At 60.2% G+C, this 24,831-nt stretch carries 21 protein-coding genes and 2 rRNA genes; 12 read left to right on the forward strand and 11 right to left on the reverse strand.

The window, feature by feature from the left end:
• Positions 1–47: 47 nt before the first annotated feature.
• Both clpA and clpS read right to left on the reverse strand, forming a co-directional pair.
• Positions 48–2,318 (reverse strand): ATP-dependent Clp protease ATP-binding subunit ClpA, encoded by a 2,271-nt coding sequence (clpA, locus tag NGJ21_RS00280; protein WP_039601928.1) that lies wholly within the window; start codon positions 2,316–2,318, stop codon positions 48–50.
• Positions 2,319–2,348: 30 nt separating this feature from the next.
• The gene (gene clpS, locus NGJ21_RS00285; protein WP_012315251.1) at positions 2,349–2,711 is read right to left on the reverse strand and encodes an ATP-dependent Clp protease adapter ClpS; all 363 of its coding nucleotides are present in this window, start codon (positions 2,709–2,711) and stop codon (positions 2,349–2,351) included.
• A 230-nt stretch (positions 2,712–2,941) separates the two neighbouring features.
• On the opposite strand from clpS, the gene cspD reads away from it, so the two are divergent.
• Positions 2,942–3,193 (forward strand): cold shock domain-containing protein CspD, encoded by a 252-nt coding sequence (gene cspD / locus NGJ21_RS00290; RefSeq protein WP_012315252.1) that lies wholly within the window; start codon positions 2,942–2,944, stop codon positions 3,191–3,193.
• Positions 3,194–3,264: 71 nt separating this feature from the next.
• Here cspD and icd read toward each other — a convergent pair whose 3' ends face one another.
• Positions 3,265–4,521 carry an NADP-dependent isocitrate dehydrogenase gene (icd, locus tag NGJ21_RS00295; protein WP_012315253.1) on the reverse strand — a complete coding sequence of 419 codons (1,257 nt, stop codon included), beginning with the start codon at positions 4,519–4,521 and terminating at the stop codon, positions 3,265–3,267.
• Positions 4,522–4,937: 416 nt separating this feature from the next.
• Between icd and NGJ21_RS00300 the strand changes: the two genes are divergently transcribed.
• The 8 genes from NGJ21_RS00300 to NGJ21_RS00335 all read left to right on the forward strand — a co-directional run bounded on the left by NGJ21_RS00300 (position 4,938) and on the right by NGJ21_RS00335 (position 14,990).
• Positions 4,938–7,163 carry an NADP-dependent isocitrate dehydrogenase gene (locus tag NGJ21_RS00300; protein WP_115274333.1) on the forward strand — a complete coding sequence of 742 codons (2,226 nt, stop codon included), beginning with the start codon at positions 4,938–4,940 and terminating at the stop codon, positions 7,161–7,163.
• A 113-nt stretch (positions 7,164–7,276) separates the two neighbouring features.
• Complete coding sequence (locus tag NGJ21_RS00305; protein ID WP_046788268.1) at positions 7,277–7,717, forward strand: NUDIX hydrolase; 441 nt, start codon at positions 7,277–7,279, stop codon at positions 7,715–7,717.
• 59 nt (positions 7,718–7,776) lie between these two features.
• The gene (gene mnmA / locus NGJ21_RS00310) at positions 7,777–8,901 is read left to right on the forward strand and encodes a tRNA 2-thiouridine(34) synthase MnmA (RefSeq protein WP_046788269.1); all 1,125 of its coding nucleotides are present in this window, start codon (positions 7,777–7,779) and stop codon (positions 8,899–8,901) included.
• Complete coding sequence (gene hflD / locus NGJ21_RS00315; RefSeq protein ID WP_012315257.1) at positions 8,898–9,524, forward strand: high frequency lysogenization protein HflD; 627 nt, start codon at positions 8,898–8,900, stop codon at positions 9,522–9,524. Before mnmA ends, hflD begins: the two co-directional genes overlap by 4 nt.
• A 191-nt stretch (positions 9,525–9,715) precedes the next feature.
• Positions 9,716–11,086, forward strand: a complete 1,371-nt coding sequence (purB, locus tag NGJ21_RS00320; RefSeq protein ID WP_046788271.1) for an adenylosuccinate lyase — start codon at positions 9,716–9,718, stop codon at positions 11,084–11,086.
• An 81-nt stretch (positions 11,087–11,167) separates the two neighbouring features.
• Positions 11,168–12,334, forward strand: a complete 1,167-nt coding sequence (locus NGJ21_RS00325) for a ribosomal protein uL16 3-hydroxylase (RefSeq protein ID WP_039604938.1) — start codon at positions 11,168–11,170, stop codon at positions 12,332–12,334.
• Positions 12,327–12,761 (forward strand): GNAT family N-acetyltransferase, encoded by a 435-nt coding sequence (locus NGJ21_RS00330; RefSeq protein WP_012315260.1) that lies wholly within the window; start codon positions 12,327–12,329, stop codon positions 12,759–12,761. Before NGJ21_RS00325 ends, NGJ21_RS00330 begins: the two co-directional genes overlap by 8 nt.
• Before the next feature lie 264 nt (positions 12,762–13,025).
• Entirely contained in the window at positions 13,026–14,990 is a 1,965-nt protein-coding gene (locus NGJ21_RS00335) for a DNA topoisomerase III (protein WP_115274331.1), read from the forward strand.
• 24 nt (positions 14,991–15,014) lie between these two features.
• Here NGJ21_RS00335 and NGJ21_RS00340 read toward each other — a convergent pair whose 3' ends face one another.
• The 4 genes from NGJ21_RS00340 to NGJ21_RS00355 form a co-directional block, all read right to left on the reverse strand.
• Positions 15,015–15,593, reverse strand: a complete 579-nt coding sequence (locus NGJ21_RS00340; RefSeq protein WP_115274330.1) for a DinB family protein — start codon at positions 15,591–15,593, stop codon at positions 15,015–15,017.
• A 12-nt stretch (positions 15,594–15,605) separates the two neighbouring features.
• Positions 15,606–16,712, reverse strand: a complete 1,107-nt coding sequence (zapE, locus tag NGJ21_RS00345) for a cell division protein ZapE (RefSeq protein WP_115274329.1) — start codon at positions 16,710–16,712, stop codon at positions 15,606–15,608.
• Between the two features lie 118 nt (positions 16,713–16,830).
• The gene (locus tag NGJ21_RS00350) at positions 16,831–17,979 is read right to left on the reverse strand and encodes a PQQ-dependent sugar dehydrogenase (protein ID WP_115274328.1); all 1,149 of its coding nucleotides are present in this window, start codon (positions 17,977–17,979) and stop codon (positions 16,831–16,833) included.
• A gap of 22 nt (positions 17,980–18,001) precedes the next feature.
• Entirely contained in the window at positions 18,002–18,319 is a 318-nt protein-coding gene (locus NGJ21_RS00355; RefSeq protein ID WP_196996753.1) for a hypothetical protein, read from the reverse strand.
• Between the two features lie 264 nt (positions 18,320–18,583).
• Here NGJ21_RS00355 and NGJ21_RS00360 point away from each other — a divergent pair, with 264 nt between their 5' ends.
• Positions 18,584–19,072 (forward strand): LEA/WHy family protein, encoded by a 489-nt coding sequence (locus tag NGJ21_RS00360; RefSeq protein ID WP_046788278.1) that lies wholly within the window; start codon positions 18,584–18,586, stop codon positions 19,070–19,072.
• A 14-nt stretch (positions 19,073–19,086) separates the two neighbouring features.
• On the opposite strand, the gene NGJ21_RS00365 is transcribed toward NGJ21_RS00360, so the two are convergent.
• Positions 19,087–19,350: a hypothetical protein gene (locus NGJ21_RS00365; RefSeq protein ID WP_012315267.1), complete on the reverse strand. Its 264-nt coding sequence runs from the start codon at positions 19,348–19,350 to the stop codon at positions 19,087–19,089.
• A gap of 125 nt (positions 19,351–19,475) precedes the next feature.
• Between NGJ21_RS00365 and NGJ21_RS00370 the strand changes: the two genes are divergently transcribed.
• Entirely contained in the window at positions 19,476–19,796 is a 321-nt protein-coding gene (locus NGJ21_RS00370; protein ID WP_115274327.1) for an ElaB/YgaM/YqjD family protein, read from the forward strand.
• 34 nt (positions 19,797–19,830) lie between these two features.
• Here the strand turns inward: NGJ21_RS00370 and NGJ21_RS00375 are convergent, their stop codons facing one another.
• A complete protein-coding gene (locus NGJ21_RS00375; protein ID WP_115274326.1) occupies positions 19,831–20,448 on the reverse strand; it encodes a MiaE family protein in 618 nt (205 codons plus the stop codon).
• 154 nt (positions 20,449–20,602) lie between these two features.
• Here NGJ21_RS00375 and NGJ21_RS00380 point away from each other — a divergent pair, with 154 nt between their 5' ends.
• Positions 20,603–21,466: a universal stress protein gene (locus tag NGJ21_RS00380; protein WP_115275507.1), complete on the forward strand. Its 864-nt coding sequence runs from the start codon at positions 20,603–20,605 to the stop codon at positions 21,464–21,466.
• 64 nt (positions 21,467–21,530) lie between these two features.
• Here NGJ21_RS00380 and rrf read toward each other — a convergent pair.
• Together rrf and NGJ21_RS00390 are read right to left on the reverse strand one after the other, a co-directional pair.
• Positions 21,531–21,646 (reverse strand): 5S ribosomal RNA (gene rrf, locus NGJ21_RS00385).
• Positions 21,647–21,777: 131 nt separating this feature from the next.
• Positions 21,778–24,669 (reverse strand): 23S ribosomal RNA (locus NGJ21_RS00390).
• Positions 24,670–24,831: the final 162 nt, after the last annotated feature.

Genomic DNA, 24,831 nt, shown 5'->3' on the forward strand with positions numbered 1-24,831 from the left:
TTTTTTGTACCTTCAAATTGCAAGGGGCCGCAAAGCGGCCCCTTGCATCACGCTACTTCTGCCGTAGTCTCGAAGTCGAACACCAACTCGCCATCGCGCAGGTCGATGTGCACCACACCGCCATGCTCGGCCAGCTCGCCAAACAGGATCTCCTCGGCCAGCGGCCGCTTGATCTTGTCCTGGATAAGCCGCGCCATCGGCCGCGCACCCATCTGCACGTCGTAGCCAGAAGCCGCTAGCCAGCCGCGGGCGGCATCGCTGACTTCGAGCAGCACACGCTTGTCTTCCAACTGCGCCTGAAGTTCGATGAGGAACTTGTCGACGATGCTCTTGATCGTCTCGTGACTCAGGCGGCCGAACTGGATGATGGTGTCCAGACGGTTGCGGAACTCTGGCGTGAAGCTCTTGCGAATGACCTCCATCGCATCGGACGCATGGTCCTGATGGGTGAAACCGATGGAAGCGCGTGCCGCAGTTTCAGCGCCGGCATTGGTGGTCATGATCAGGATCACGTTGCGGAAGTCCGCTTTGCGCCCGTTGTTGTCGGTAAGCGTACCGTGGTCCATCACCTGCAGCAGCAAGTTGAAGACTTCGGGGTGCGCCTTCTCGATTTCATCGAGCAGCAGCACGCAATGCGGCTGCTTGGTGATCGCCTCGGTCAGCAGGCCACCCTGGTCGAACCCCACATACCCGGGAGGAGCGCCGATCAGGCGCGACACAGTGTGCCGCTCCATGTACTCGGACATGTCGAAGCGCACCAGCTCAACGCCCAGCGCCTTGGCCAACTGCCGCGCCGCTTCGGTCTTGCCCACCCCGGTAGGGCCGGCGAACAGGAACGAGCCGACCGGCTTGTCCGGTGCCTTGAGGCCTGCACGGGACAGCTTGATTGCCGTCGCCAGCGAATCGATCGCCTGGTCCTGACCGAACACGGTCAGTTTCAGGTCACGCTCCAGGTTACGCAGCAGCTCTTTGTCGGAGCTGGTGACGTGCTTCGGCGGAATCCGCGCGATCTTGGCCACGATATCCTCGACTTGCGGCACATCGATACGCTTGACCCGATTCGCCTCAGGCTGCAGGCGCTGATACGCACCGGCCTCGTCGATCACGTCGATGGCCTTGTCCGGCATGTGGCGGTCATTGATGTAGCGTGATGCCAGCTCAGCGGCGGCGCGCAGGGCTTCATCGCTGTACTCGATGTTGTGATGGCTTTCAAAGCGCCCCTTGAGGCCGCGCAGAATGCCCACAGTGTCCTCGACGGACGGCTCGCTGACATCCACCTTCTGGAAGCGCCGTGCCAAGGCACGGTCCTTCTCGAAGATGCCGCGAAACTCTTGGAAGGTCGTCGAACCAATGCAGCGGATCTCGCCGGAAGACAGCAGCGGCTTGAGCAGGTTGGACGCGTCCATCACGCCGCCCGACGCAGCACCGGCACCAATGATGGTGTGGATTTCGTCAATGAACAGGATGGCCTGTGGGCGTTTGCGCAACTCACCGAGCAACGCCTTGAAGCGCTTCTCGAAGTCGCCGCGGTACTTGGTACCCGCCAGCAGTGCGCCAAGGTCGAGCGAATACACCACGCTCTGCGACAGCAGGTCGGGCACCTGGCCATCGACGATGCGCTTGGCCAGGCCTTCGGCGATGGCAGTCTTGCCCACCCCTGCCTCACCGACCAGCAGCGGGTTGTTCTTGCGTCGACGGGCAAGGATCTGCGCCACGCGCTCGACTTCCTGCTCGCGACCTACCAGCGGGTCGATCCGCCCAGCGCGGGCCAGTTCATTCAGGTTGCTGGCGTAAGCATCCAGCGGGTTGCTCGAGGACGACGTCTCGCCGCCCTCCTCGTCCTGCATTTCCTGGTCGCTGTCGCTGTGTGAGCCGTGGCCCGGCACCTTGGAAATGCCGTGGGCAATGTAGTTGACCACGTCGATACGGGCCACGCTCTGCTGCTTGAGCAGGAACACGGCCTGGCTTTCCTGTTCGCTGAAGATCGCCACCAGCACATTGGCGCCGGTGACTTCGCGCTTGCCAGAGCTTTGCACGTGGAACACGGCACGCTGCAGCACACGCTGGAAGCCCAGGGTCGGTTGGGTTTCGCGATCCTCGTCGTTGACGGGAATCAGGGGAGTGGTGGAATCGATGAACTCTTGCAGGTCGTGCTTGAGTTTGTCGAGATTGGCGCCACAGGCGCGCAGAACGGTCGCAGCAGCCTCATTGTCAAGGAGTGCCAGCAGCAGATGCTCGACGGTCATGAACTCATGACGCTTCGAACGAGCCTCCTTGAAGGCAAGATTGAGGGTGACTTCGAGCTCGCGGTTTAACATAGCTTCACCTCATACCCAAGTGGTCGGCGATTAACCGTCCTTCTCGATTTCACAGAGTAGCGGATGCTGGCTTTCCCTGGCGTATTGGTTGACCTGCATGGCCTTTGTTTCGGCGATGTCCCGGGTAAACAATCCGCACACTGCCCGCCCTTCGGTATGGACGGTCAGCATGATCTTGGTCGCCAGCTCGCGGTTCAGACTGAAGAACGTTTCGAGCACTTCGACGACGAAATCCATCGGCGTGTAGTCATCGTTGAACAAAACCACCTTGTACATCGGTGGCGCCTGCAGGATCGGCTTGGCTTCCTGTACCGCAAGCCCTGAGCCGTCGTCCTCATTCGATTGCGGGCGATCCTGATTGAATGTTAGTCGAATCTCGCTACGTGCATGCATGGAAAGAATTTCATCATGATCGACAGGTTAAGGTTGTGAGTTGACCGCTCAAGCCGCAGCCCGCGCAAAGACGGGGCGACCTTGACTATCGGCAAAACGGTGTTACAACCAATAAGAACCCACCGTGGTCGATAAAGATCCGCGCAGTCAACCAGATTTTTCGCAAGGTTCGTATGCGGATGAAGTGGATGATACTCCAGTGATGGAGTCCTTTGCAGAGGGACATAGGGATGGCAAGCGGTAAAGTCAAGTGGTTCAACAATGCCAAGGGCTACGGATTCATCAATGAAGACGGCAAAACCGACGACCTGTTCGCCCATTATTCGGCGATCAAGATGGACGGTTACAAAACCCTCAAGGCCGGACAAGCCGTGACTTTCGAGATCGTTCAGGGCCCCAAGGGCCTGCATGCGACCGAAATCGCCAACGCTATTGCCAGCACCTCAACGGGGGCCTCGCAATCATCGACCGCTGAAGCCTGATCCCTGCTTTGCGTCGGCATACGAAAAAACCGGCCACCCCACTCAACAGGGGCGGCCGGTTTTCAATTGTTTCACATATGCTTGATCATTTCGTCCCCGAAGCCTGAGCTACCCACCAGCTTCGCGCCTTCCATCAGCCGCTCGAAGTCGTAGGTAACCGTTTTGGCCCCAATCGCGCCATTGGTGCCTTTGATGATCAGGTCGGCCGCCTCGGTCCAGCCCATGTGGCGCAGCATCATCTCTGCAGAGAGGATCACCGAGCCCGGGTTGACCTTGTCCTGGCCGGCATACTTGGGCGCCGTGCCGTGGGTGGCCTCGAACATGGCCACGGTGTCGGACAGGTTGGCGCCTGGCGCGATACCGATCCCACCCACTTCCGCCGCCAGTGCATCGGACAGGTAGTCGCCGTTGAGGTTGAGGGTGGCAATCACGTCATACTCGGCCGGGCGCAGCAGGATCTGCTGAAGCATGGCGTCGGCAATGGCGTCCTTGACGATGACCTCGCGGCCGGTCTTGGGGTTCTTGAACTTCATCCAAGGGCCACCATCGAGCAGCTCGGCGCCAAACTCATCCTTGGCCACCTCGTAACCCCAGTCCTTGAAGGCACCTTCGGTGAACTTCATGATGTTGCCCTTGTGCACCAGGGTCAGCGACTCACGGTCGTTGTCCACCACGTATTGCAGGGCCTTGCGCACCAGGCGCTTGGTGCCCTCGCGGGAAACCGGCTTGACGCCGATGCCGCAGTCCTGGTCGAAACGGATCTTGGTGACGCCCATTTCCTCCTTGAGGAACTTGATGACCTTGTTCGCTTCGGGCGAGCCGGCTTTCCATTCGATACCGGCGTAGATGTCCTCGGAATTCTCGCGGAAAATCACCATGTCGACATCGCCGGGCTTCTTGACCGGGCTAGGCACGCCCTCGAACCACAGCACCGGCCGCAGGCACACATAGAGGTCAAGTTGCTGGCGCAGCGCCACATTCAACGAACGGATGCCCCCGCCGACCGGAGTGGTCAGCGGCCCCTTGATCGATACGACATAGTCGCGCACCGCGTCCAGGGTCTCCTGGGGCAGCCAGGTGTCCTGGTCATAGACCTGGGTGGCCTTCTCCCCGGCGTATACTTCCATCCAGGCGATCTTGCGCTTGCCGCCGTAGGCCTTCTGCACGGCAGCGTCCACCACCTTGATCATCACCGGTGAGACATCGACGCCAATGCCGTCGCCTTCGATATAGGGAATGATGGGGTTGTCGGGCACGTTGAGCGAATGGTCTGCATTGACGGTGATCTTGGCGCCGTCGGTCGGAACCTTGATTTTCTGGTATCCCATGCTTGCACTACTCCGCTTTCGGGTGTGATTGGACATCATGCGATCCCACTGAGCCTAAACCACATCTGCCGACCTGCAAGCGCTGCGACATCACGCCACATTGCCGCTACGTCTTTGGTCTTATAAATGGCGCCGATGTCACTTCGCCTTGCTGAATAGCCCGATTGGTTTGATATACTGCGCCGCGACCGAAGGGTCATCGGGGCGAATCCCAGGAAAATGCGGCTCGCCCTCGGCCAGTAACTGGCCAAAAAGCCTGGGCTGTTACCGCAGTTCAGCACTTGACGCTCGACTGATGCATCCACCATCACCGCTCGCAGCCTCTCGACTTTCCGCTCATGGCGTCGCCAGGGCGAAGCGCCTACCCTGCGCACCTCGAGACTCGAGTACGCTCAGCACATAGAGAGTTAACCCGCATGCCCACCCGTTCCAAGATCATCTATACCTTCACCGACGAAGCCCCCGCCCTCGCCACCTACTCGCTGCTGCCGATCGTCGAAGCTTTCACCGCTTCGGCTGACATCGCCGTCGAAACTCGCGACATTTCCCTGGCTGGCCGCATCCTCGCGGCATTCCCGGAGCAACTGGGCACCGAGAAGCAGGTAGGCGATCACCTGGCGGAACTGGGCCAACTGGCTACCACACCCGAAGCCAACATCATCAAGCTGCCGAACATCAGCGCCTCGGTACCGCAGCTCAAGGCCGCGATCAAGGAACTGCAAGGCAAGGGCTTCAATATCCCGGACTACGCCGACGAGCCGGCCACCGCGGAAGAAAAAGAATCCCGCGCGCGCTACGACCGCATCAAGGGCAGCGCCGTGAACCCGGTACTGCGCGAAGGCAACTCCGACCGCCGCGCACCGCTGTCGGTCAAGAACTACGCGCGCAAGCACCCGCACAAGATGGGTGCCTGGGCCGCCGACTCCAAGTCGCACGTTGCCCACATGACCCAAGGCGACTTCTACGGCAGCGAAAAGGCCGCACTGATCGAGGCTGACGACAGCCTGCGCATCGAGCTGGTCGCCAAAGACGGCAGCACCACCGTGCTGAAAGAAAAGACCGCCGTCAAAGCCGCCGAAATCATCGACTGCGCAACCATGAGCCGCAAGGCACTGAAAGCCTTCATCGCCGAGCAGATCGCCGATGCCAAGGCCTCTGGCGTGCTGCTGTCGGTGCACCTGAAAGCCACCATGATGAAGGTTTCGGACCCGATCATGTTCGGCGTCATCGTCGAAGCCTTCTACGGCGAAGTGCTGGCCAAGCACGCTGCCGCGCTGGCCGAAGTGGGCTTCAATGCCAACAACGGCATCGGTGACCTGTATGCCCGCATCAAGGATCTGCCAGCCGACAAGCAGGCCGAGATCGAAGCCGACATCCAGGCCCTGTACGCCGAGCGCCCGGCCCTGGCCATGGTCAACTCCGACAAAGGCATCACCAACCTGCACGTGCCGAGCGACGTGATCGTCGACGCCTCGATGCCGGCCATGATCCGTGACTCGGGCAAGATGTGGAACACCGCTGGCGAGCTGCAGGATGCCAAGGCGATCATCCCGGACCGCTGCTACGCCGGCATCTACCAGGCCACCATCGAAGACTGCAAGGCCAACGGCGCGTTCGACCCGACCACCATGGGCAGCGTACCGAACGTCGGCCTGATGGCACAGAAGGCCGAAGAGTACGGCTCCCACGACAAGACCTTCCAGGTCAAGGCTGACGGCGTCGTGCGCGTGGTCGATGGCAAGGGCAAGGTCGTTCTGGAGCAGAACGTCGAAGCCGGTGACATCTTCCGCATGTGCCAGACCAAAGACGCGCCGATCCAGGACTGGGTCAAGCTGGCCGTCAACCGCGCCCGCCTGAGCGACACCCCGGCGGTGTTCTGGCTGGACCCAGCCCGCGCCCACGACGGCGTGATGATCGAGAAGGTGCAGAAGTACCTGAAGGATCACGACACTGCAGGCTTGGACATCCGCGTTCTGGCGCCGGTCGACGCCATCAAGTTCTCGCTCGCCCGCATCCGCGAAGGCAAGGACACCATCTCGGTGACCGGCAACGTGCTGCGCGACTACCTGACCGACCTGTTCCCGATCATGGAGCTGGGCACCAGCGCCAAGATGCTGTCGATCGTGCCGCTGATGAACGGCGGCGGCCTGTTCGAAACCGGCGCTGGCGGTTCGGCACCCAAGCACGTGCAGCAGTTGGTTGAAGAAAACTTCCTGCGTTGGGACTCGCTGGGTGAATTCCTGGCCCTGGCCGCTTCCCTGGAGCACCTGGGCAACACCTACGACAACCCGCGCGCCAAGGTCCTGGCCAACACCCTGGACCAGGCCACCGGCAAGTTCCTCGACACCAACAAGTCGCCTTCGCGCAAAGTCGGTGGTATCGACAACCGTGGCAGCCACTTCTACCTGACCCTGTACTGGGCAGAAGCGCTGGCCGCCCAGACTGACGACGCCGCCCTGCAGGCGCGCTTCGCACCACTGGCAAAAACCCTGGCCGAGAACGAAGCGACCATCGTCGCCGAGCTCAACGCCGTGCAGGGCAAGCCGGCCGACATCGGTGGCTACTACGCTCCGGATGCCGAGCTGACCGCCAAGGTGATGCGCCCAAGCCAGACCCTGAACAGCGCCATTGCCGCCCTGTAAGGCTCGCTTGAGGTAACAGCACAAACCCCGGCCACGCACCGGGGTTTGTGCTTTCTGAAGCACAGACGCGCCAGCTGTGTAGGAGCGGCCCGCGCCAACCATAGGAAATGCCCATGTCCTGGCAACCCCACATCACCGTCGCCACCATCGTCGAGCACGCAGGCAAATTTCTCTTCGTCGAAGAGTTCAAAGCCGGCCAGCACGTGTTCAACCAGCCCGCCGGCCACCTGGAGCCAAACGAAACACTGCCCCAGGCCGCCCTGCGCGAAACCCTGGAGGAAACCGCCTGGGAAGTCGAGCTTACCGGCGTGGTCGGCATCTACCTGTACACCGCACCCAGCAACGGCGTGACCTACCAGCGCATCTGCTTTGCCGCACGCCCCGTGCACCACCACGCCGACCTTGCGCTGGACAGCGACATCGTCCGTGCCGTCTGGCTCACCCGCGAGGAACTGTTGGCTGCCCCCGACCGCTGGCGCAGCGAGCTGGTACCACGCTGCCTGGATGACTACCTTGCAGGCCCGCTGCATAGCCTTGATTTGCTGCGCGACTGACGCGCAGCCTCGGGTTTGGTAGACTCGGCGCTTTTCCCCCTTGATACACATCGGTAGCCATGACCAGCCCAGCACTCAAAGACCCCGCCAAGACCCGCGTCATCGTCGGCATGTCCGGCGGCGTGGACTCTTCCGTCTCCGCCCTTCTGCTCATGGAGCAGGGCTACCAGGTGGAAGGTCTGTTCATGAAGAACTGGGAAGAGGACGACGGCACCGAATACTGCACTGCCCGTGAAGACTTGGCAGACGCCCAGGCCGTGTGCGACCGCATCGGCATCAAACTGCACACCGCCAACTTCGCTGCCGAATACTGGGACAACGTTTTCGAGCACTTCCTCGAAGAGTACAAGGCCGGCCGTACACCCAACCCGGACATCCTCTGCAACCGCGAAATCAAGTTCAAGGCGTTCCTCGACTACGCGCTGTCGCTGGGTGCAGACCTGATCGCCACTGGCCATTACGTGCGCCGCCGCGACACCGGCGCGATCACCGAACTGCTCAAGGGCCTGGACCCGAACAAGGACCAGAGCTACTTCCTGCATGCCGTCGGCGGCAAGGAAATCGCCCGCACCCTGTTCCCGGTCGGCGAACTGGAAAAGCCCGAGGTTCGCGCCATCGCCGAAAAGCACGGTCTGGCCACTGCCAAGAAAAAGGACTCCACCGGTATCTGCTTCATCGGTGAGCGCCGCTTCAGCGACTTCCTCAAGCAGTACCTGCCGGCCCAGCCAGGTGAGATACAGACCACCGAAGGCGAAGTCATCGGCCGCCACCACGGCCTGATGTACCACACCATCGGCCAGCGCCAGGGCTTGGGCATCGGGGGCTTGAAAGACGCCGGCGACGAGCCGTGGTACGTGCTGCACAAAGACCTGACCCGCAATGTGCTGGTGGTCGGCCAGGGCAACGAACACCCTTGGTTGTTCTCCCGCGCCCTGCTCGCCTCGGAGATCTTCTGGGTCAACCCGATCGACCTCAGCAGCCCGCGTACGCTCACTGCCAAGGTGCGCTACCGTCAGAGCGACCAGCGCTGCACCCTGGAGCTGACCGAAAGCGGCTACCGCGCTGTGTTCGACGAGCCGCAGCGCGCCGTTACCCCTGGCCAGTCGGTAGTGTTCTACGACGGCGAGGTGTGCCTGGGCGGCGGCGTGATCGAGACGGCCGAGCCGTGGAGCCCGCGCGCATGAACAAACTGCAGGAGCAATTGATTGCCCTGGGTGGGGTGTTTCAGGCCGCCGTGCTGGTCGACCGCATCGCCCGCACCGGCCAGGCCAGCGAGGCCGATATCGGCTGCATGCTGGGCAGCCTGCTGGTGCGCGACCCCAAGGACACCCTGGAGGTATTCGGTGGCGACGACCTCAACCTGCGCGACGGTTACCGCGCCCTGGTCGGCGCCCTGGAACGCGACCCCAGCAGCCTACAGCGCGAACCGCTGCGTTATGCGCTGTCGATGCTCGGGCTGGAACGCCAGCTGAACAAGCGTGGCGACCTGCTCGACACCATCGGCAACCGCCTGCCGCAAATCCAGTCACAGGCCGACCATTTCGGCCTGGTTCACGAAAACGTCATCGCCTCCAGCGGCGCCTTGTATCAGGACACCTTGAGCACACTGCGCCAGCGCATTCAGGTGCATGGCGACATGCGTTTCCTGCAGCAGGCCAGCAACGCGTCGAAGATCCGCGCCCTGCTGCTGGCAGGCATCCGCGCCGCACGCCTGTGGCGCCAGCTGGGCGGGCATCGCTGGCAGCTGGTGTTCAGCCGGCGCAAGTTGCTCAACGAACTGTACGATATGATGCGCACACCTTCCTGAAGGCGGCGCTGAACCCTCGGTAGGAGCGGCCTTGCGTCGCGAAAGGGCTGCGCAGCAGCCCCGGCAATCTATGCTGGGGCGGCGATTTGGGGGCCGCTGCGCAGCCCTTTCGCGACGCAAGGCCGCTCCTACAGGCATTTTTCATGTATCATATGCGCCCTTCCAAAAGCCTGACTGTCCGAGAACACCCCATGCAGCTTTCTTCGCTCACTGCGGTTTCCCCTGTAGACGGCCGTTATGCCGGCAAAACCCAGGCCTTGCGCCCCATTTTCAGCGAATTCGGCCTGATCCGTTTCCGCGCCCTGGTCGAAGTGCGCTGGCTGCAGCGCCTGGCCGCTCACCCGCAAATTGGCGAAGTGCCGGCGTTCTCCGCTGAAGCCAACGCCCTGCTGGACGGCCTGGCCACCGACTTCAAGCTCGAGCACGCTGAACGCGTCAAGGAAATCGAGCGCACCACCAACCATGACGTCAAGGCGATCGAATACCTCCTCAAGGAGCAGGCTGCGCAACTGCCTGAGCTGGCAAAGGTCAGCGAATTCATCCACTTCGCCTGCACCAGTGAGGACATCAACAACCTGTCCCACGCGCTGATGCTGCGTGCTGGCCGCGACGACGTGCTGCTGCCGCTGATGCGTCAGATCGCCGAAGCCATTCGTGCCCTGGCCCATGCCCACGCCGACGTGCCGATGCTGTCGCGCACCCACGGCCAGCCGGCTTCGCCGACCACCCTGGGCAAAGAGCTGGCCAACGTCGTCTACCGCCTGGAGCGCCAGATCGCTCAAGTGGCCGCCGTGCCGCTGCTGGGCAAGATCAACGGCGCCGTGGGCAACTACAACGCCCACCTCTCGGCCTACTCGCAGATCGACTGGGAAGAAAACGCCCGCGCCTTCATCGAAGACGAACTGGGCCTGGTGTTCAACCCGTACACCACCCAGATCGAACCGCACGACTACATCGCCGAGCTGTTCGACGCCATCGCCCGCTTCAACACCATCCTCATCGACTTCGACCGCGACGTATGGGGCTACATCTCGCTGGGCTACTTCAAGCAGAAGACCGTCGCTGGCGAAATTGGCTCGTCGACCATGCCGCACAAGGTCAACCCGATCGACTTCGAGAACTCCGAAGGCAACCTGGGTATCGCCAACGCCCTGTTCCAGCACCTGGCCAGCAAGCTGCCGATCTCGCGCTGGCAGCGTGACCTGACCGACTCCACCGTGCTGCGCAACCTGGGTGTGGGCTTCGCCCACAGCGTCATCGCCTATGAAGCCAGCCTGAAAGGCATCGGCAAGCTGGAAGTCAACGCCGCGCGTATCGCCGCCGACCTGGACGCCTGCTGGGAAGTCCTCGCCGAGCCAATCCAGACCGTGATGCGCCGCTTCAACATCGAGAACCCCTACGAGAAGCTCAAAGAGCTGACCCGTGGCAAGGGCATCACCCCAGAAGCGCTGCTGACCTTCATCGACGGCCTGGACATGCCAGCCGAAGCCAAGGCCGAGCTCAAGCAATTGACCCCTGCCAGCTACATCGGTAACGCCGCAGCGCAGGCCAAACGCATCTAAGCTGAGCGTCGCCTTCAACGCCCGGCCTGGCCGGGCGTTTTTATTCCCGGACGAAAATTACGTTTTTTCAATAGGTTGAACATGAATCCTGATACTCCACTGCAGTTGCTCGGCGGCATCTCGGCCCGCGAATTCATGCGCGACTACTGGCAGAAGAAGCCGCTGCTGGTGCGCCAGGCATTCCCGGACTTCGAAAGCCCGATCGACCCCGACGAGCTGGCCGGCCTGGCCCTGGAAGAGGAAGTCGAGTCGCGCATCGTGCTCGAGCACGGCGCCCACCCGTGGGAGCTGCGCCGCGGCCCGTTCAACGAAGACACCTTCGCCGACCTGCCTGAAAAGGACTGGACCCTGCTGGTTCAGGCCGTCGACCAGTTCGTACCGGAAGTGGCCGAACTGCTGGAGCACTTCCGCTTCCTGCCAAGCTGGCGCATCGACGACGTGATGATCAGCTTCGCCACCCCCGGTGGCAGCGTAGGCCCGCACTTCGACAATTACGACGTGTTCCTGCTGCAAGGCCACGGCCAGCGCAACTGGAAGATCGGCCAGATGTGCAACAGCGACAGCCCGCTGCTGGACCATGCCGACCTGCGCATCCTCGCCGAATTCGAACAGAGCGGCGAATGGACCCTGGAGCCAGGCGACATGCTCTACCTGCCACCGCGCCTGGCCCACTACGGCGTAGCCGTGGACGACTGCCTGACCTACTCGGTCGGCTTCCGCGCCCCAAGTGCCGCCGAAGTGCTGACCCACTTCACCGACTTCCTCGGCCAGTTCCTGCCGGACGAGGAGCGCTACAGCGACGCCGACGCCGAGCCTGCCAGCGACCCACACCAGATCCAGCACGACGCCCTCGACCGCCTCAAGGGCCTGCTCGACAAGCACATGAACGACAAGGACCTGCTGCTGACCTGGTTCGGCCAGTTCATGACCGAGCCGCGCTACCCCGAGCAGGTCGTCGGTGAAGAACTGGACGAGCAGGAGCTGATCGAAGCGCTCGAAGATGGCGCCATCCTGATCCGCAACCCAAGCGCACGCATGGCCTGGTCGGAGCTTGGCGACGACCTGATGCTGTTCGCCAGCGGCCGCAGTTGCCCGTTGCCAGCCAAACTGCGCGAGCTGCTGAAGCTGGTTTGTGCCGCCGACGCGTTACACATCGACAACCTTGCACAGTGGCTGGAGGATGAAGATGGCCTTATGCTGGTACAGCAATTGATCAAACAAGGAAGCTTGGGATTCGCCAATGAATAAGATTCGTGTGCGCCTCGCCGACTGGCAGAAAGACAACGCCGATATCCGTCGTATCCGTGAAGCGGTGTTCGTCGCCGAACAGCACATTCCGCCGGAGCTGGAGTTCGATTCGGAAGACCAGGACGCGCTGCACTTTCTGGCGCTGGAAGGTGATTACCCTATTGGCACGGCCCGCCTGCTGGCGGACGGCACCATCGGGCGCATCTCGGTGCTCAAGGACTGGCGCGGGCTGAAGGTTGGCGACGCGCTGGTCAATGCGGTAATCCTTGAGGCGCAGAACCGCGACCTCAAGCAGCAGATGCTGAGTGCTCAGGTGCATGCCACGCCGTTCTATGAGCGGCTGGGCTTTCGCGTGGTCAGCGAGGAATTCCTCGAAGCCGGCATCCCGCATGTGGACATGGTGCGCGACTCCCGCGAGATCGCCTGAAGCTTCAAACTTGCGCTAAACCCGTGTAGGAGCGGCCTTGTGTCGCGAAAGGGCCGCACAGCGGCCCCGGGCTTATTGCAGCGCTGTCTGTAACGTCGGGGCTGCTTCGCAGCCCTTTCGCGACGCAAGGCCGCTCCTACGGCAACTGCGTTGTTTGGGTAAACCATGCAATAACAAACCTGTACATCCATCCAGATAAAACTTGCCACCGCGCCCCCGCTTGCGCATCCTACTGCCTATCACCCTCGATAAAGCGTCCCGGCCATGCGCCTGTTCCTCTGCGAAAAACCCTCCCAGGCAAAAGACATCGCCAAGATCCTTGGCGCCAACCGCAGGGGCGACGGCTGCTGGCAAGGCACCGACGTCTGCGTCACCTGGTGCATCGGCCACCTGTTGGAAACCGCTCCGCCCGACAGCTACGACGAACGCTACAAGCGCTGGAACCTCGCCGACCTGCCGATCATTCCGGAAAAGTGGAAGATGCTGGTCAAGCCCAAGACTGCCAGCCAGTTCAAGGCCGTCAAGCGCCTGCTCGGCGAAGCACGCGAACTGGTAATCGCCACCGATGCCGACCGCGAAGGCGAAATGATCGCCCGCGAGCTAGTCGAGCATTGTCGCTACCGTGGGCCCATTCAGCGCCTGTGGTTGTCCGCTCTGGACGATGCCTCGATTCGCAAGGCGCTGGCACGCCTACTGCCGGGGCAGGATACCTTCAACCTCTATCACTCGGCGCTGGGCCGCTCACGCGCCGACTGGCTCATCGGCATGAACATGAGCCGGCTTTTCACCTTGTTGGGCCGCCAGTCCGGCTATCAGGGTGTACTACCCGTTGGCCGGGTACAAACACCCACCCTGCGCCTGGTGGTGGACCGCGACCGTAGCATCGCTGATTTCGTACCGCTACCGTTCTGGGCCATCGACGTGCAACTCGAGCATGCCAACATTGGCTTCAACGCCCAATGGCGAGCACCGCAAGATACCTGCGACGACCATGGGCGCTGCCTTAACCAGGCGCTGGCCCAACAGGCCGCAACAGATATCGGCAACGCCCGCACCGCACGGGTGCTCAAGGTGGCCACCGAACGCGTACGCGAGGCAGCACCCCTGCCCTTCGACCTCGGCACCCTGCAGGAATTGTGCTCAAAGAAGTTCGGCCTTGGCGCCCAGGAAACCCTCGACATTGCCCAGGCCCTGTACGAAACCCACAAGCTGATCACTTACCCACGAAGCGACTGCGGTTACCTGCCGGTCAGCCAACACAGCGAAGCGCCGGCAATCCTCACTGCATTACAGCGCGCCGATAGCAGCCTGGCGCCGCTGCAAGCGCACCTTGAGCCGCACCGCCGCTCGCGGGCCTGGAACGATTCCAAGGTCACCGCGCACCACGGCATCATCCCTACTGCGGCCGCCAGCGACCCGTCACGCTTGCCGGCCAAGCACAAGGCGGTCTATACCCTGATCCGCGCCCGTTACCTGGCCCAGTTCCTACCCAACCACGAGTACGATCGAACCCAAGCCGAGTTCGACTGTGCAGGCCATGCACTGCGCGCCGTGGGCAAGCAGATCGCGGAGCCGGGCTGGCGTCGCGCATTACCAGAAGCGTTGGCCCCGGCCAAAGGCCGCGAAGCGCCGCCGGCGCAAGTCCTGCCAACGTTGCGTGAGGGCCAGGACTGCTCGGTGCAGGGCCTGCAGTTGAAAGACCTGTGGACCCAACCGCCCAAACCCTTCACCGAAGGCGACCTGATCAAGGCCATGAAGAACGTCGCCAAACTGGTGGACGACCCGCGGCTGAAACAGAAGCTCAAGGAAACCACCGGCATCGGCACCGAGGCGACCCGTGCCAGCATCATCCAGGGCCTGCTCGACCGCGGCTACCTGGTCAAGAACGGCAAGGCACTGGCCGCCACCCCAGCGGCTTTCAGCCTTATCGACGCAGTGCCACGCGCCATCGCCGACCCAGGTACCACGGCAATCTGGGAGCAGGCGCTGGACATGGTGCAAAGTGGTGAAATGAGCCTGGAGGACTTCGTGGCGCGGCAGTCGGCATGGATGGGCAAGCTGGTCGAGCGCTGCAGCGGCATGCGCATGACAATAAACGGGCCAGCGGTGGGCAAGGCGGCGCCGTGGAAGAAAAAGCGCAGGAGCGGGGGCAAAGGCAAGCCTGCAGCTAACGGCGCCAAGGCCATGGGCAGCAAGGCACGGCAGCCTCGGCGCAAGGCCCCCAACTGAATAGCCATCCACAACAGCACGGCATCACCTCCAGACGCGATCCTCGCTCCAGCCAAGCTCGGCAAAATCATGCGCCCGCAAACCGGCCTCTTCCTCACAGAAGAACTCATCCAGCTGGGGCGGTCGCACCGCTGTATCGCTGAGCATGGCATGGACCTGCCCACGGTGATGGATCTGGTGCTCGAACAGGTGGGCAAGCAAGCGCAACCGCTGTTCACGCTGCACACGGTCGGGCCTTACGATACTCACGTAGCGCGATAGCTGGTCGTCGCTCAGCACACTGCAGTAGGCGATCAGCCGGTGGTCAGCCTGGGCCTGTTCGGCGTGCAGGTCGGTGCATGTGGCAAAAGGTTGCTCCGGCTCGAAGAAGCGTTCGCCGTCGGGCTCAGGCGCCTCGCCACGCTGCTCGCACTCGAGCATGTGCAGGTAGAACCAGTCCACCGTCAGCAAATGGTTGAGGGTGGCCTTGATCGATGGGAAGAAGCTGCACCGAGGCGCGACGAACTCGTCCTGGGTCAGTTGCAGGCAGGCCTTGTACAGGCGGTGATTGGCCCAGCCATTGTTGTAGGCCTGGGTCAGCAGATGATGCGACAGCGGCTCCATGGTTCGGCTCCTTCAGGCGAAGCGTTGCAGTTGCATCTCCCGTAGCCGGCTCAGGGTCCTTTGGTACGGGAACGCCAGATACCCTTGAGTGTAGAGCGCTTCGAGCGGAACCTGCGCCTCAAGGTACAGCGCCACCCTACGGTCGTAACATTCGTCGACCAGGGCAATGAAGCGGCGGACGGCGTCATCCTTGGCAGCCAGCGCTGGCAGTTGCCGATCCCCCGCCTCTACCCGCGCGACTCCATCCTCGGTACCACGGGCAATACGCCCGGCCCGCTGCTCGCCGCTCAGGGCTGGAATGCCTTCGACCAGGATTGCCGAGAACTGATCGCACAGCGCCATGAACTCCATCGCCGCCAGTGGTTGCTCGCACAGGTCGGCGAAGCGACACCAGATCGCTTGGCTGCTACGCCGGATCACTTGGATTTGCCGTGAACCCACTGCGAACGGCTGCGCACTGCCCGGATCGTCGGGGCTGAGCTGCTTGAAAACCGCCTCGAGCGCCTTTGCCTTACCAGCTTCAGCCACCCAGTAGCGCTGGTGTGCGGCCCCAGGGTGAAGACGATGGTCTTGCTCGCCTGCCACCGCCAGGACCTGCATGTGCCGTTCGATGGCGGTGATGGCCGGCAGAAAACGATCGCGGTTGAAACCGTCCTGGTACAGCAGATGCGGCGGCTGGTTGGAGGTGGCAACCACCACCACGCCATGATCGAACAACACCTGGAACAGGCGGCCGAGAATGATTGCATCTGCGATGTCGCTGACAAAAAGTTCGTCGAAGCACAGCACGCGGATTTGCCCTGCCAGCTCTCGGGCAAGAGCCTGCAACGGATCCGCGGTGCCGTTGAGCTGGAACAGCCGCTGATGGACCCATGCCATGAAATGGTGAAAGTGCTGACGCCGGGCGGCAATGCTCAGGCCGCGGTGGAACAGGTCCATGAGCCAGGTCTTGCCGCGGCCGACCGGCCCCCACAGGTAAAGCCCCTGGGCGGGACTGCCCCGCTCGAGGGCTTCGAAACAGGCTTGCAAGGCATTGACGGCCTGCGCTTGCTGCGGGTCGGGGACGTAGCCTTGATCGGCAAGGGCCTGCTGATAGAGCGTTTTGGGGTCAAATGCCATGCAGCATTATGTTGAAGGGCCCCATCGTCGGCAAGCCTGCGCCCACTCATGCATCACCGCGCTTGCAATTAGCGAGGCAGCTTGCCAGCGATAGGGCCGGTAAAGCCCGGAATAGCTTTCAGCCCTCGCTCAGACCCACTTTGAGCAGCGACCCGTCCTTTTCATCGATGAGCACATACAGGTATCCATCCGGCCCAACCCGCACATCGCGGATTCGCGCCTTCAAATCCCCTAGCAAGCGCTCCTCATGGACGATCTTGTCGCCCTCTAGCTGCAGGCGAATCAGCTCTTGGGTAGCCAGCGCACCGATGAACAGATTGTGGTCCCAGGCCTTGAACGTGGAGCTGTCATAAAAAGCCATGCCACTGATGCCTGGGGACTTTTCCCAAACATGATGCGGGTCGACCATACCGTCGACATGTTCGCCCTTGGCCTCAGGGATCGGCATCAGCGAGTAGTTGATGCCGTGGGTGGCGATCGGCCAACCGTAGTTCTTCCCCGCCTGCGGGATATTGATCTCGTCACCGCCGCGGGGGCCATGTTCGTGGGTCCAGAGCTTACCGGTCCAAGGATTGAGGGCCGCCCCCTGCTGATTACGGTGGCCGAATGACCAGATCTCGGCGCGAACTGCTTTTTTCCCGACGAAGGGGTTGTCTTTGGGCACTTCACCATCGGGCAGGATGCGCACGATTTTGCCCTGCAGCTTGTCCAGGTCCTGCGCCGTGGGGCGCTGGTTGTTCTCGCCCAGCGCAATGAACAGGTAGCCGTGGCGATCGAACACCAAGCGCGAGCCGAAGTGATTGCCCACCGAAAGCTTCGGTTGCTGACGGAAGATCACGTCGAAGTTCTCCAAGCGTGCGCGATCTTCGGACAGTTGGCCACGACCAACGGCAGTGCCGGCCTTGCCATCACTGCCCTCTTCGGCATACGACAGGTAAACGGTACGGTCCTGGGCAAACTCGGGTGACAACACCACATCGAGCAGACCGCCCTGGCCCTCTGCCCAGACCTTGGGCACCCCGCTTATGGGGGGGCCGACCTTGCCTTCGGCATTGACCACACGCAGGTTACCGGAGCGTTCAGTCACCAGCATATCCTTGCCGCCTGGCAGGAACGCGAGCGCCCAAGGGTTGCGCAAGCCGTCGGCCACGGTGCTGACGGTTACCTGCCCCTCCTCGCTGGGGAAGTGCTCCTCGGCGGCGGCGTGCGCGAGCAGTGGCAGCAGTGTGGCAGCGGTAAGCGTGGTCAGCCAGGTAGCTTTGATCATGCAGGATTCCTTTCAGTGGTACTCAGGGCGCGCGCCGGGTGTCACGCGGTGGGCGGGTGGGTTCCAGATTCGGCGTCTGCTGCTGGCGGCGCAGGTTTTCACCATTACCGATGCCGCGGTTGTCCAGGGAAGGTGTGCGCTGGATGGGCTGGGTAGAAGGGCCGCGCACGGGTGGTGTGACAGGTTGGCTGCCTTGGCGGCTGTTGGGGTTGGCGCGCTGGATCGGGCTGTTGTAGGGGTTGTTGTTACTGGCAGCGAGCAGCAAGGGCTGCACGGGCGCCGCCTGTGCAGACAAGCCCAGCAACAAGCCGACGGCCAGGGCTGGCAATATAAGATTCATACTCCACCTCGTGTACGAAAAGGTGCGCCTCATGCGTTTGATAGCGTAAGGCGCGAGGCGTTCGCAGAAAAAGGGTGAATGCGATTCGTGATGTTTCAGTATGAACCTCAGGCAGCCCTGCTCGCCTTGCAGACTATGCCAGGCATGGGCCTTCGATGCTCGAAGGGTGAGATTGCGGCATCCTCAGAAGTAGAACCGCTGCTTTCAACACTGACTTACATTTGCCACACTTAAGGCCAGTTTCCATTGGCAAGGTCCATTTGCATGACTGCCGCTTTGCAACGCTACGCCCGACTATCGCTGGTCTTGCTGCTGGCTGGCGTGTTAAACGCCTGCGCTTTGTTGCAGGCGCGCGACCCGCTGAACATCAGCGTGATCGGCATCGAACCACTGGCGGGGCAAGAGCTGGAGATGCGCATGGCGGTAAAGATGCGTGTACAAAATCCTAACGAGGCCCCAGTCGACTACAACGGCATCGCGCTGAATCTGGAGGTCAATGGCCAGGCACTGGCCTCTGGGGTTAGCGACCAGCAGGGGCATATTGGCCGTTACAGTGAAGCGGTGGTGGTGGTACCGGTGAGCGTCACGGCTTTTGCATTCCTGCGCCAGGCCTATGGTCTGAGCAGGCTCGACTCGCTACAAGGGATGCCTTATGTACTGCGCGGGAAACTGGCTGGCGGCCCCCTGGGCACCGTGCGCTTCACCGATGAGGGCAAGCTGGACCTGCCCAAAGGGGGCAACCTGTATTGGTGACAGGCTGCGGATCATCAACGGTTGGTGCTGGCGGCGGCCATCATCTTGTTGACCTCGCTGCGTACCATGCTGGCGTATTCAGGCGGCGACATGCCGTCCAGTTCGGCACGTACCCATTCGGCCCATTTGCCCTTGCGGCGCGGCTTTTCCGAAATCAGCCGAGCTGCGTCGCCCTTCGCCTTGCCCAGGTTGTTCTGCCACAATTCGAACAGCCGCGCCTTTTCTGCCTCGATCTGTGCCCGTTCCTCGAAGCTCCTGTTGGCCAGATTGAAACTCATGAAAGTACCTGCCAGTTGAAATGGCCGCTATCTTACACCGTAGTGCTGCTTCATCGCTAAGCCGGCGCAACTTTCCCGGCGCACCGGCATCCATTGCTTACCCCCCTATCGACGAGGACATGTTCATGGCCCGAAAATCAGCCATTGCAGCTAACAGCGAGCAGATCAAGGATCAGGTGTTCAGTGAGCTGCAGGCATTGATCGAAGAGTCGGAGAAGCTGCTCAACGACAGCGCCTCTCTGGTAGGTGAAGAAGCCGACACGCTGCGCGCGCAGGTCAGCCTGAAACTTCGCCAGGCTCGAGAGGCGGCCGGGCAGGTGCGCGCCAAGGCACAACCGGTAGTAGACGCAACCCAAGACTATATCGGCGGCCACCCATGGCAGACCGTTGCGGTTTCTGCCGGGTTTGGCCTGGTAATTGGCCTGCTGCTAGGCCGCCGTCACTAAACCGTTCCCCAGGCGTAGTGCCGGCTGCTTCAAATCAGGCGGCCTGCGCCATCGGAATACCACTGTGGAAACGCAATTCCTGGTCAGCAGACAGGATCAACTCCGCTTCCGCATCGCGCACCTGCTGAACCCGCTGGGCTATATCTGCTTCATCACCATACTGATGGGCGAGTTTCAGGTAGCCCTGGTAGTGACGCGCTTCGCTTTTCAGCAAGCCGTGATAGAAAGTGCCGAGCTCTTCATCAAGGTGCGGGACCAATGCTGCAAAGCGTTCGCAGCTGCGTGCTTCGATAAATGCCCCTACCACTAGCGTATCCACCAGCTTGACTGGCTCATGGGCACGTACCACGCGACGCAAGCCAGAGGCGTAGCGCCCTGCCGACACTGGCCGCAAAGGCACACCACGGCGCTTCATCAAGCGCAAAACCTGCTCATGATGTACCAGTTCCTCTCGGGCCAGGCGCGACATCATGTTGATCAGGTCCAGGTGGGTGTTGTACTTGGCGATCAGGCTCAGCGCAGTGCTGGCAGCTTTGAACTCACAGTTCTTGTGGTCGATCAGCAAGGTTTCCTGGTCGGCGATGGCCGCTTCGATCCAGGCGTCTGGAGTCTTGCAACCTAGGAAGGCATCGATTTCGGGGATCAGGGACATAACGTACAACCACACACAGCAGGCAGGACGGGCGATTATACCGGCGCCAATCATGAGCGCCAGTAGCTATGCTTGATGTACATCAAGCGGCGACGCAAGGCTCGCCTACTATAGTCAGGCATAGGCCACCATCTTTTGAGGGGAGTTCATGCCCATGCAAGCTGTCCGTAGCATTCTAGTGGTACTCGATCCCGATCATGCCCATAGCCGTGCGTTGACCCGTGCCAAGCTTATAGCCGGCGTAACCGGTGCGCGCCTGCACCTGCTCATGTGCGACAAAAAACAGGATCACAGTGCACTACTCAGCCTGCTTGGCAGTCAGCTACACGACGATGGCTACGATAACGTCTCTCATGAACAGAACTGGAACGAGACCCTGCACGAGTCGATCATCGCCGTTCAGCAGGCTGAAGGCTGTGACCTGGTGATCAAGGAACACCGGCCGGACAACCCCCTGCGCAAGGCATTGCTGACGCCAAGTGACTGGAAACTTCTGCGCCAGTGCCCTTGCGCCGTGTTGATGGTCAAGAGCGAGCGGCCCTGGACGGGAGGCAAGATTTTGGCAGCAGTGGATGTCGGTAACGATGACGAAGATCATCGGCGGCTGCATACCAGCATCATCGACCATGGCTATGACATTGCCAGCCTGGCAAAAGGTGAACTGCACGTGATCAGTGCGCATCCCTCCCCCATGCTGGCGGCATCCGATCCGGTCTATCAACTCAGTGAAACCATCGAAAAACGCTACCGAGAGGCGTGCAGTGCTTTCCAGGCCGAATACGATATCAGCGAAGATCGCCTGCATGTAGCAGAAGGCCCTGCAGATGTGCTGATACCTCATACCGAGCAGAAGCTCGATGCAGTGGTCACGGTCATTGGCACTGTCGCGCGCACGGGCATCTCAGGTGCCTTGATTGGCAATACCTCTGAAGTCGTGCTCGATACGCTGGTAGGTGATGTGCTGGTACTTAAAAGTGAAGAGGGGATCGCGCACCTGGCTGAATTGGCCCGAGGCTAGAAATTTTTGCGCACAAAGACAAAACCCCTACCTGCTTGCGCAGATAGGGGTTTTGCGAAATGAATCTTGACGATGACCTACTCTCACATGGGGAAACCCCACACTACCATCGGCGATGCATCGTTTCACTACTGAGTTCGGGATGGGATCAGGTGGTTCCAATGCTCTATGGTCGTCAAGAAATTCTGTAGCCAGAATGTCCAGATGGACAGCCCAGCGAATTCGGATATGCGATAGTTGTGATGTTGCGAACTTTCGGTTCTTTCGTCTTCACCACCACAATCTGCAGAAGCAAATTGCTTGGGTGTTATATGGTCAAGCCTCACGGGCAATTAGTATTGGTTAGCTCAACGCCTCACAGCGCTTACACACCCAACCTATCAACGTCGTAGTCTTCGACGGCCCTTTAGGGGATTCAAGATCCCAGTGAGATCTCATCTTGAGGCAAGTTTCCCGCTTAGATGCTTTCAGCGGTTATCTCTTCCGAACATAGCTACCCGGCAATGCCACTGGCGTGACAACCGGAACACCAGAGGTTCGTCCACTCCGGTCCTCTCGTACTAGGAGCAGCCCCTCTCAAATCTCAAACGTCCACGGCAGATAGGGACCGAACTGTCTCACGACGTTCTAAACCCAGCTCGCGTACCACTTTAAATGGCGAACAGCCATACCCTTGGGACCGGCTTCAGCCCCAGGATGTGATGAGCCGACATCGAGGTGCCAAACACCGCCGTCGATATGAACTCTTGGGCGGTATCAGCCTGTTATCCCCGGAGTACCTTTTATCCGTTGAGCGATGGCCCTTCCATACAGAACCACCGGATCACTAAGACCTACTTTCGTACCTGCTCGACGTGTTTGTCTCGCAGTCAAGCGCGCTTTTGCCTTTATACTCTACGACCGATTTCCGACCGGTCTGAGCGCACCTTCGTACTCCTCCGTTACTCTTTGGGAGGAGACCGCCCCAGTCAAACTACCCACCATACACTGTCCTCGATCCGGATAACGGACCTGAGTTAGAACCTCAAAGTTGCCAGGGTGGTATTTCAAGGATGGCTCCATGAGAACTGGCGTCCCCACTTCAAAGCCTCCCACCTATCCTACACAAGCAAATTCAAAGTCCAGTGCAAAGCTATAGTAAAGGTTCACGGGGTCTTTCCGTCTAGCCGCGGATACACTGCATCTTCACAGCGATTTCAATTTCACTGAGTCTCGGGTGGAGACAGCGCCGCCATCGTTACGCCATTCGTGCAGGTCGGAACTTACCCGACAAGGAATTTCGCTACCTTAGGACCGTTATAGTTACGGCCGCCGTTTACCGGGGCTTCGATCAAGAGCTTCGCTTGCGCTAACCCCATCAATTAACCTTCCGGCACCGGGCAGGCGTCACACCCTATACGTCCACTTTCGTGTTTGCAGAGTGCTGTGTTTTTAATAAACAGTCGCAGCGGCCTGGTATCTTCGACCGGCATGAGCTTACGGAGCAAGTCCTTCACCCTCACCGGCGCACCTTCTCCCGAAGTTACGGTGCCATTTTGCCTAGTTCCTTCACCCGAGTTCTCTCAAGCGCCTTGGTATTCTCTACCTAACCACCTGTGTCGGTTTGGGGTACGGTTCCCAGTTATCTGAAGCTTAGGAGCTTTTCTTGGAAGCATGGCATCAACCACTTCGTCGCCTAAAGGCAACTCGTCATCAGCTCTCGGCTTTGAGATCCCGGATTTGCCTAAGATCTCAGCCTACCACCTTAAACTTGGACAACCAACGCCAAGCTGGCCTAGCCTTCTCCGTCCCTCCATCGCAATAACTGGAAGTACAGGAATATTAACCTGTTTTCCATCGACTACGCTTTTCAGCCTCGCCTTAGGGACCGACTAACCCTGCGTCGATTAACGTTGCGCAGGAAACCTTGGTCTTTCGGCGTGCGAGTTTTTCACTCGCATTGTCGTTACTCATGTCAGCATTCGCACTTCTGATACCTCCAGCAAGCTTCTCAACTCACCTTCACAGGCTTACAGAACGCTCCTCTACCGCATCACCAAAGGTGATACCCGTAGCTTCGGTGCATGGTTTGAGCCCCGTTACATCTTCCGCGCAGGCCGACTCGACTAGTGAGCTATTACGCTTTCTTTAAAGGGTGGCTGCTTCTAAGCCAACCTCCTAGCTGTCTAAGCCTTCCCACATCGTTTCCCACTTAACCATGACTTTGGGACCTTAGCTGACGGTCTGGGTTGTTTCCCTTTTCACGACGGACGTTAGCACCCGCCGTGTGTCTCCCATGCTCGGCACTTGTAGGTATTCGGAGTTTGCATCGGTTTGGTAAGTCGGGATGACCCCCTAGCCGAAACAGTGCTCTACCCCCTACAGTGATACATGAGGCGCTACCTAAATAGCTTTCGAGGAGAACCAGCTATCTCCGAGCTTGATTAGCCTTTCACTCCGATCCACAGGTCATCCGCTAACTTTTCAACGGTAGTCGGTTCGGTCCTCCAGTCAGTGTTACCTAACCTTCAACCTGCCCATGGATAGATCGCCCGGTTTCGGGTCTATACCCAGCGACTAAACGCCCTATTAAGACTCGCTTTCGCTACGCCTCCCCTATTCGGTTAAGCTCGCCACTGAATATAAGTCGCTGACCCATTATACAAAAGGTACGCAGTCACCTAACAAAGTAGGCTCCCACTGCTTGTACGCATACGGTTTCAGGATCTATTTCACTCCCCTCTCCGGGGTTCTTTTCGCCTTTCCCTCACGGTACTGGTTCACTATCGGTCAGTCAGTAGTATTTAGCCTTGGAGGATGGTCCCCCCATGTTCAGACAAAGTTTCTCGTGCTCCGTCCTACTCGATTTCATTGATAAGAGATTTTCGTGTACGGGGCTATCACCCACTATGGCCGCACTTTCCAGAGCGTTCCACTAATCTCAAACCAACTTAAGGGCTGGTCCCCGTTCGCTCGCCACTACTAAGGGAATCTCGGTTGATTTCTTTTCCTCAGGGTACTTAGATGTTTCAGTTCCCCTGGTTCGCCTCTTGCACCTATGTATTCAGTACAAGATACTCAGCTTATGCTGAGTGGGTTCCCCCATTCAGAGATCTCTGGATCACAGTCTGTTTGCCGACTCCCCAAAGCTTATCGCAGGCTACCACGTCTTTCATCGCCTCTGACTGCCAAGGCATCCACCGTATGCGCTTCTTCACTTGACCATATAACCCCAAGCAATCTGGTTATACTGTGAAGACGACATTCGCCGAAAATTCGCATGTTGCTCTTTCGAGCAGAACTCACAAATTTTACCTTAGCCTGATCCACCAGCAGTGAAACTGGTGTTCAGTCTATTTCTATCACATATCCGAATTTTTAAAGAA

The sequence above is a fragment of the Pseudomonas sp. Marseille-Q5299 genome (genome assembly GCF_943737035.1).
Classification (GTDB): Bacteria; Pseudomonadota; Gammaproteobacteria; order Pseudomonadales; family Pseudomonadaceae; genus Aquipseudomonas; species Aquipseudomonas putida_E.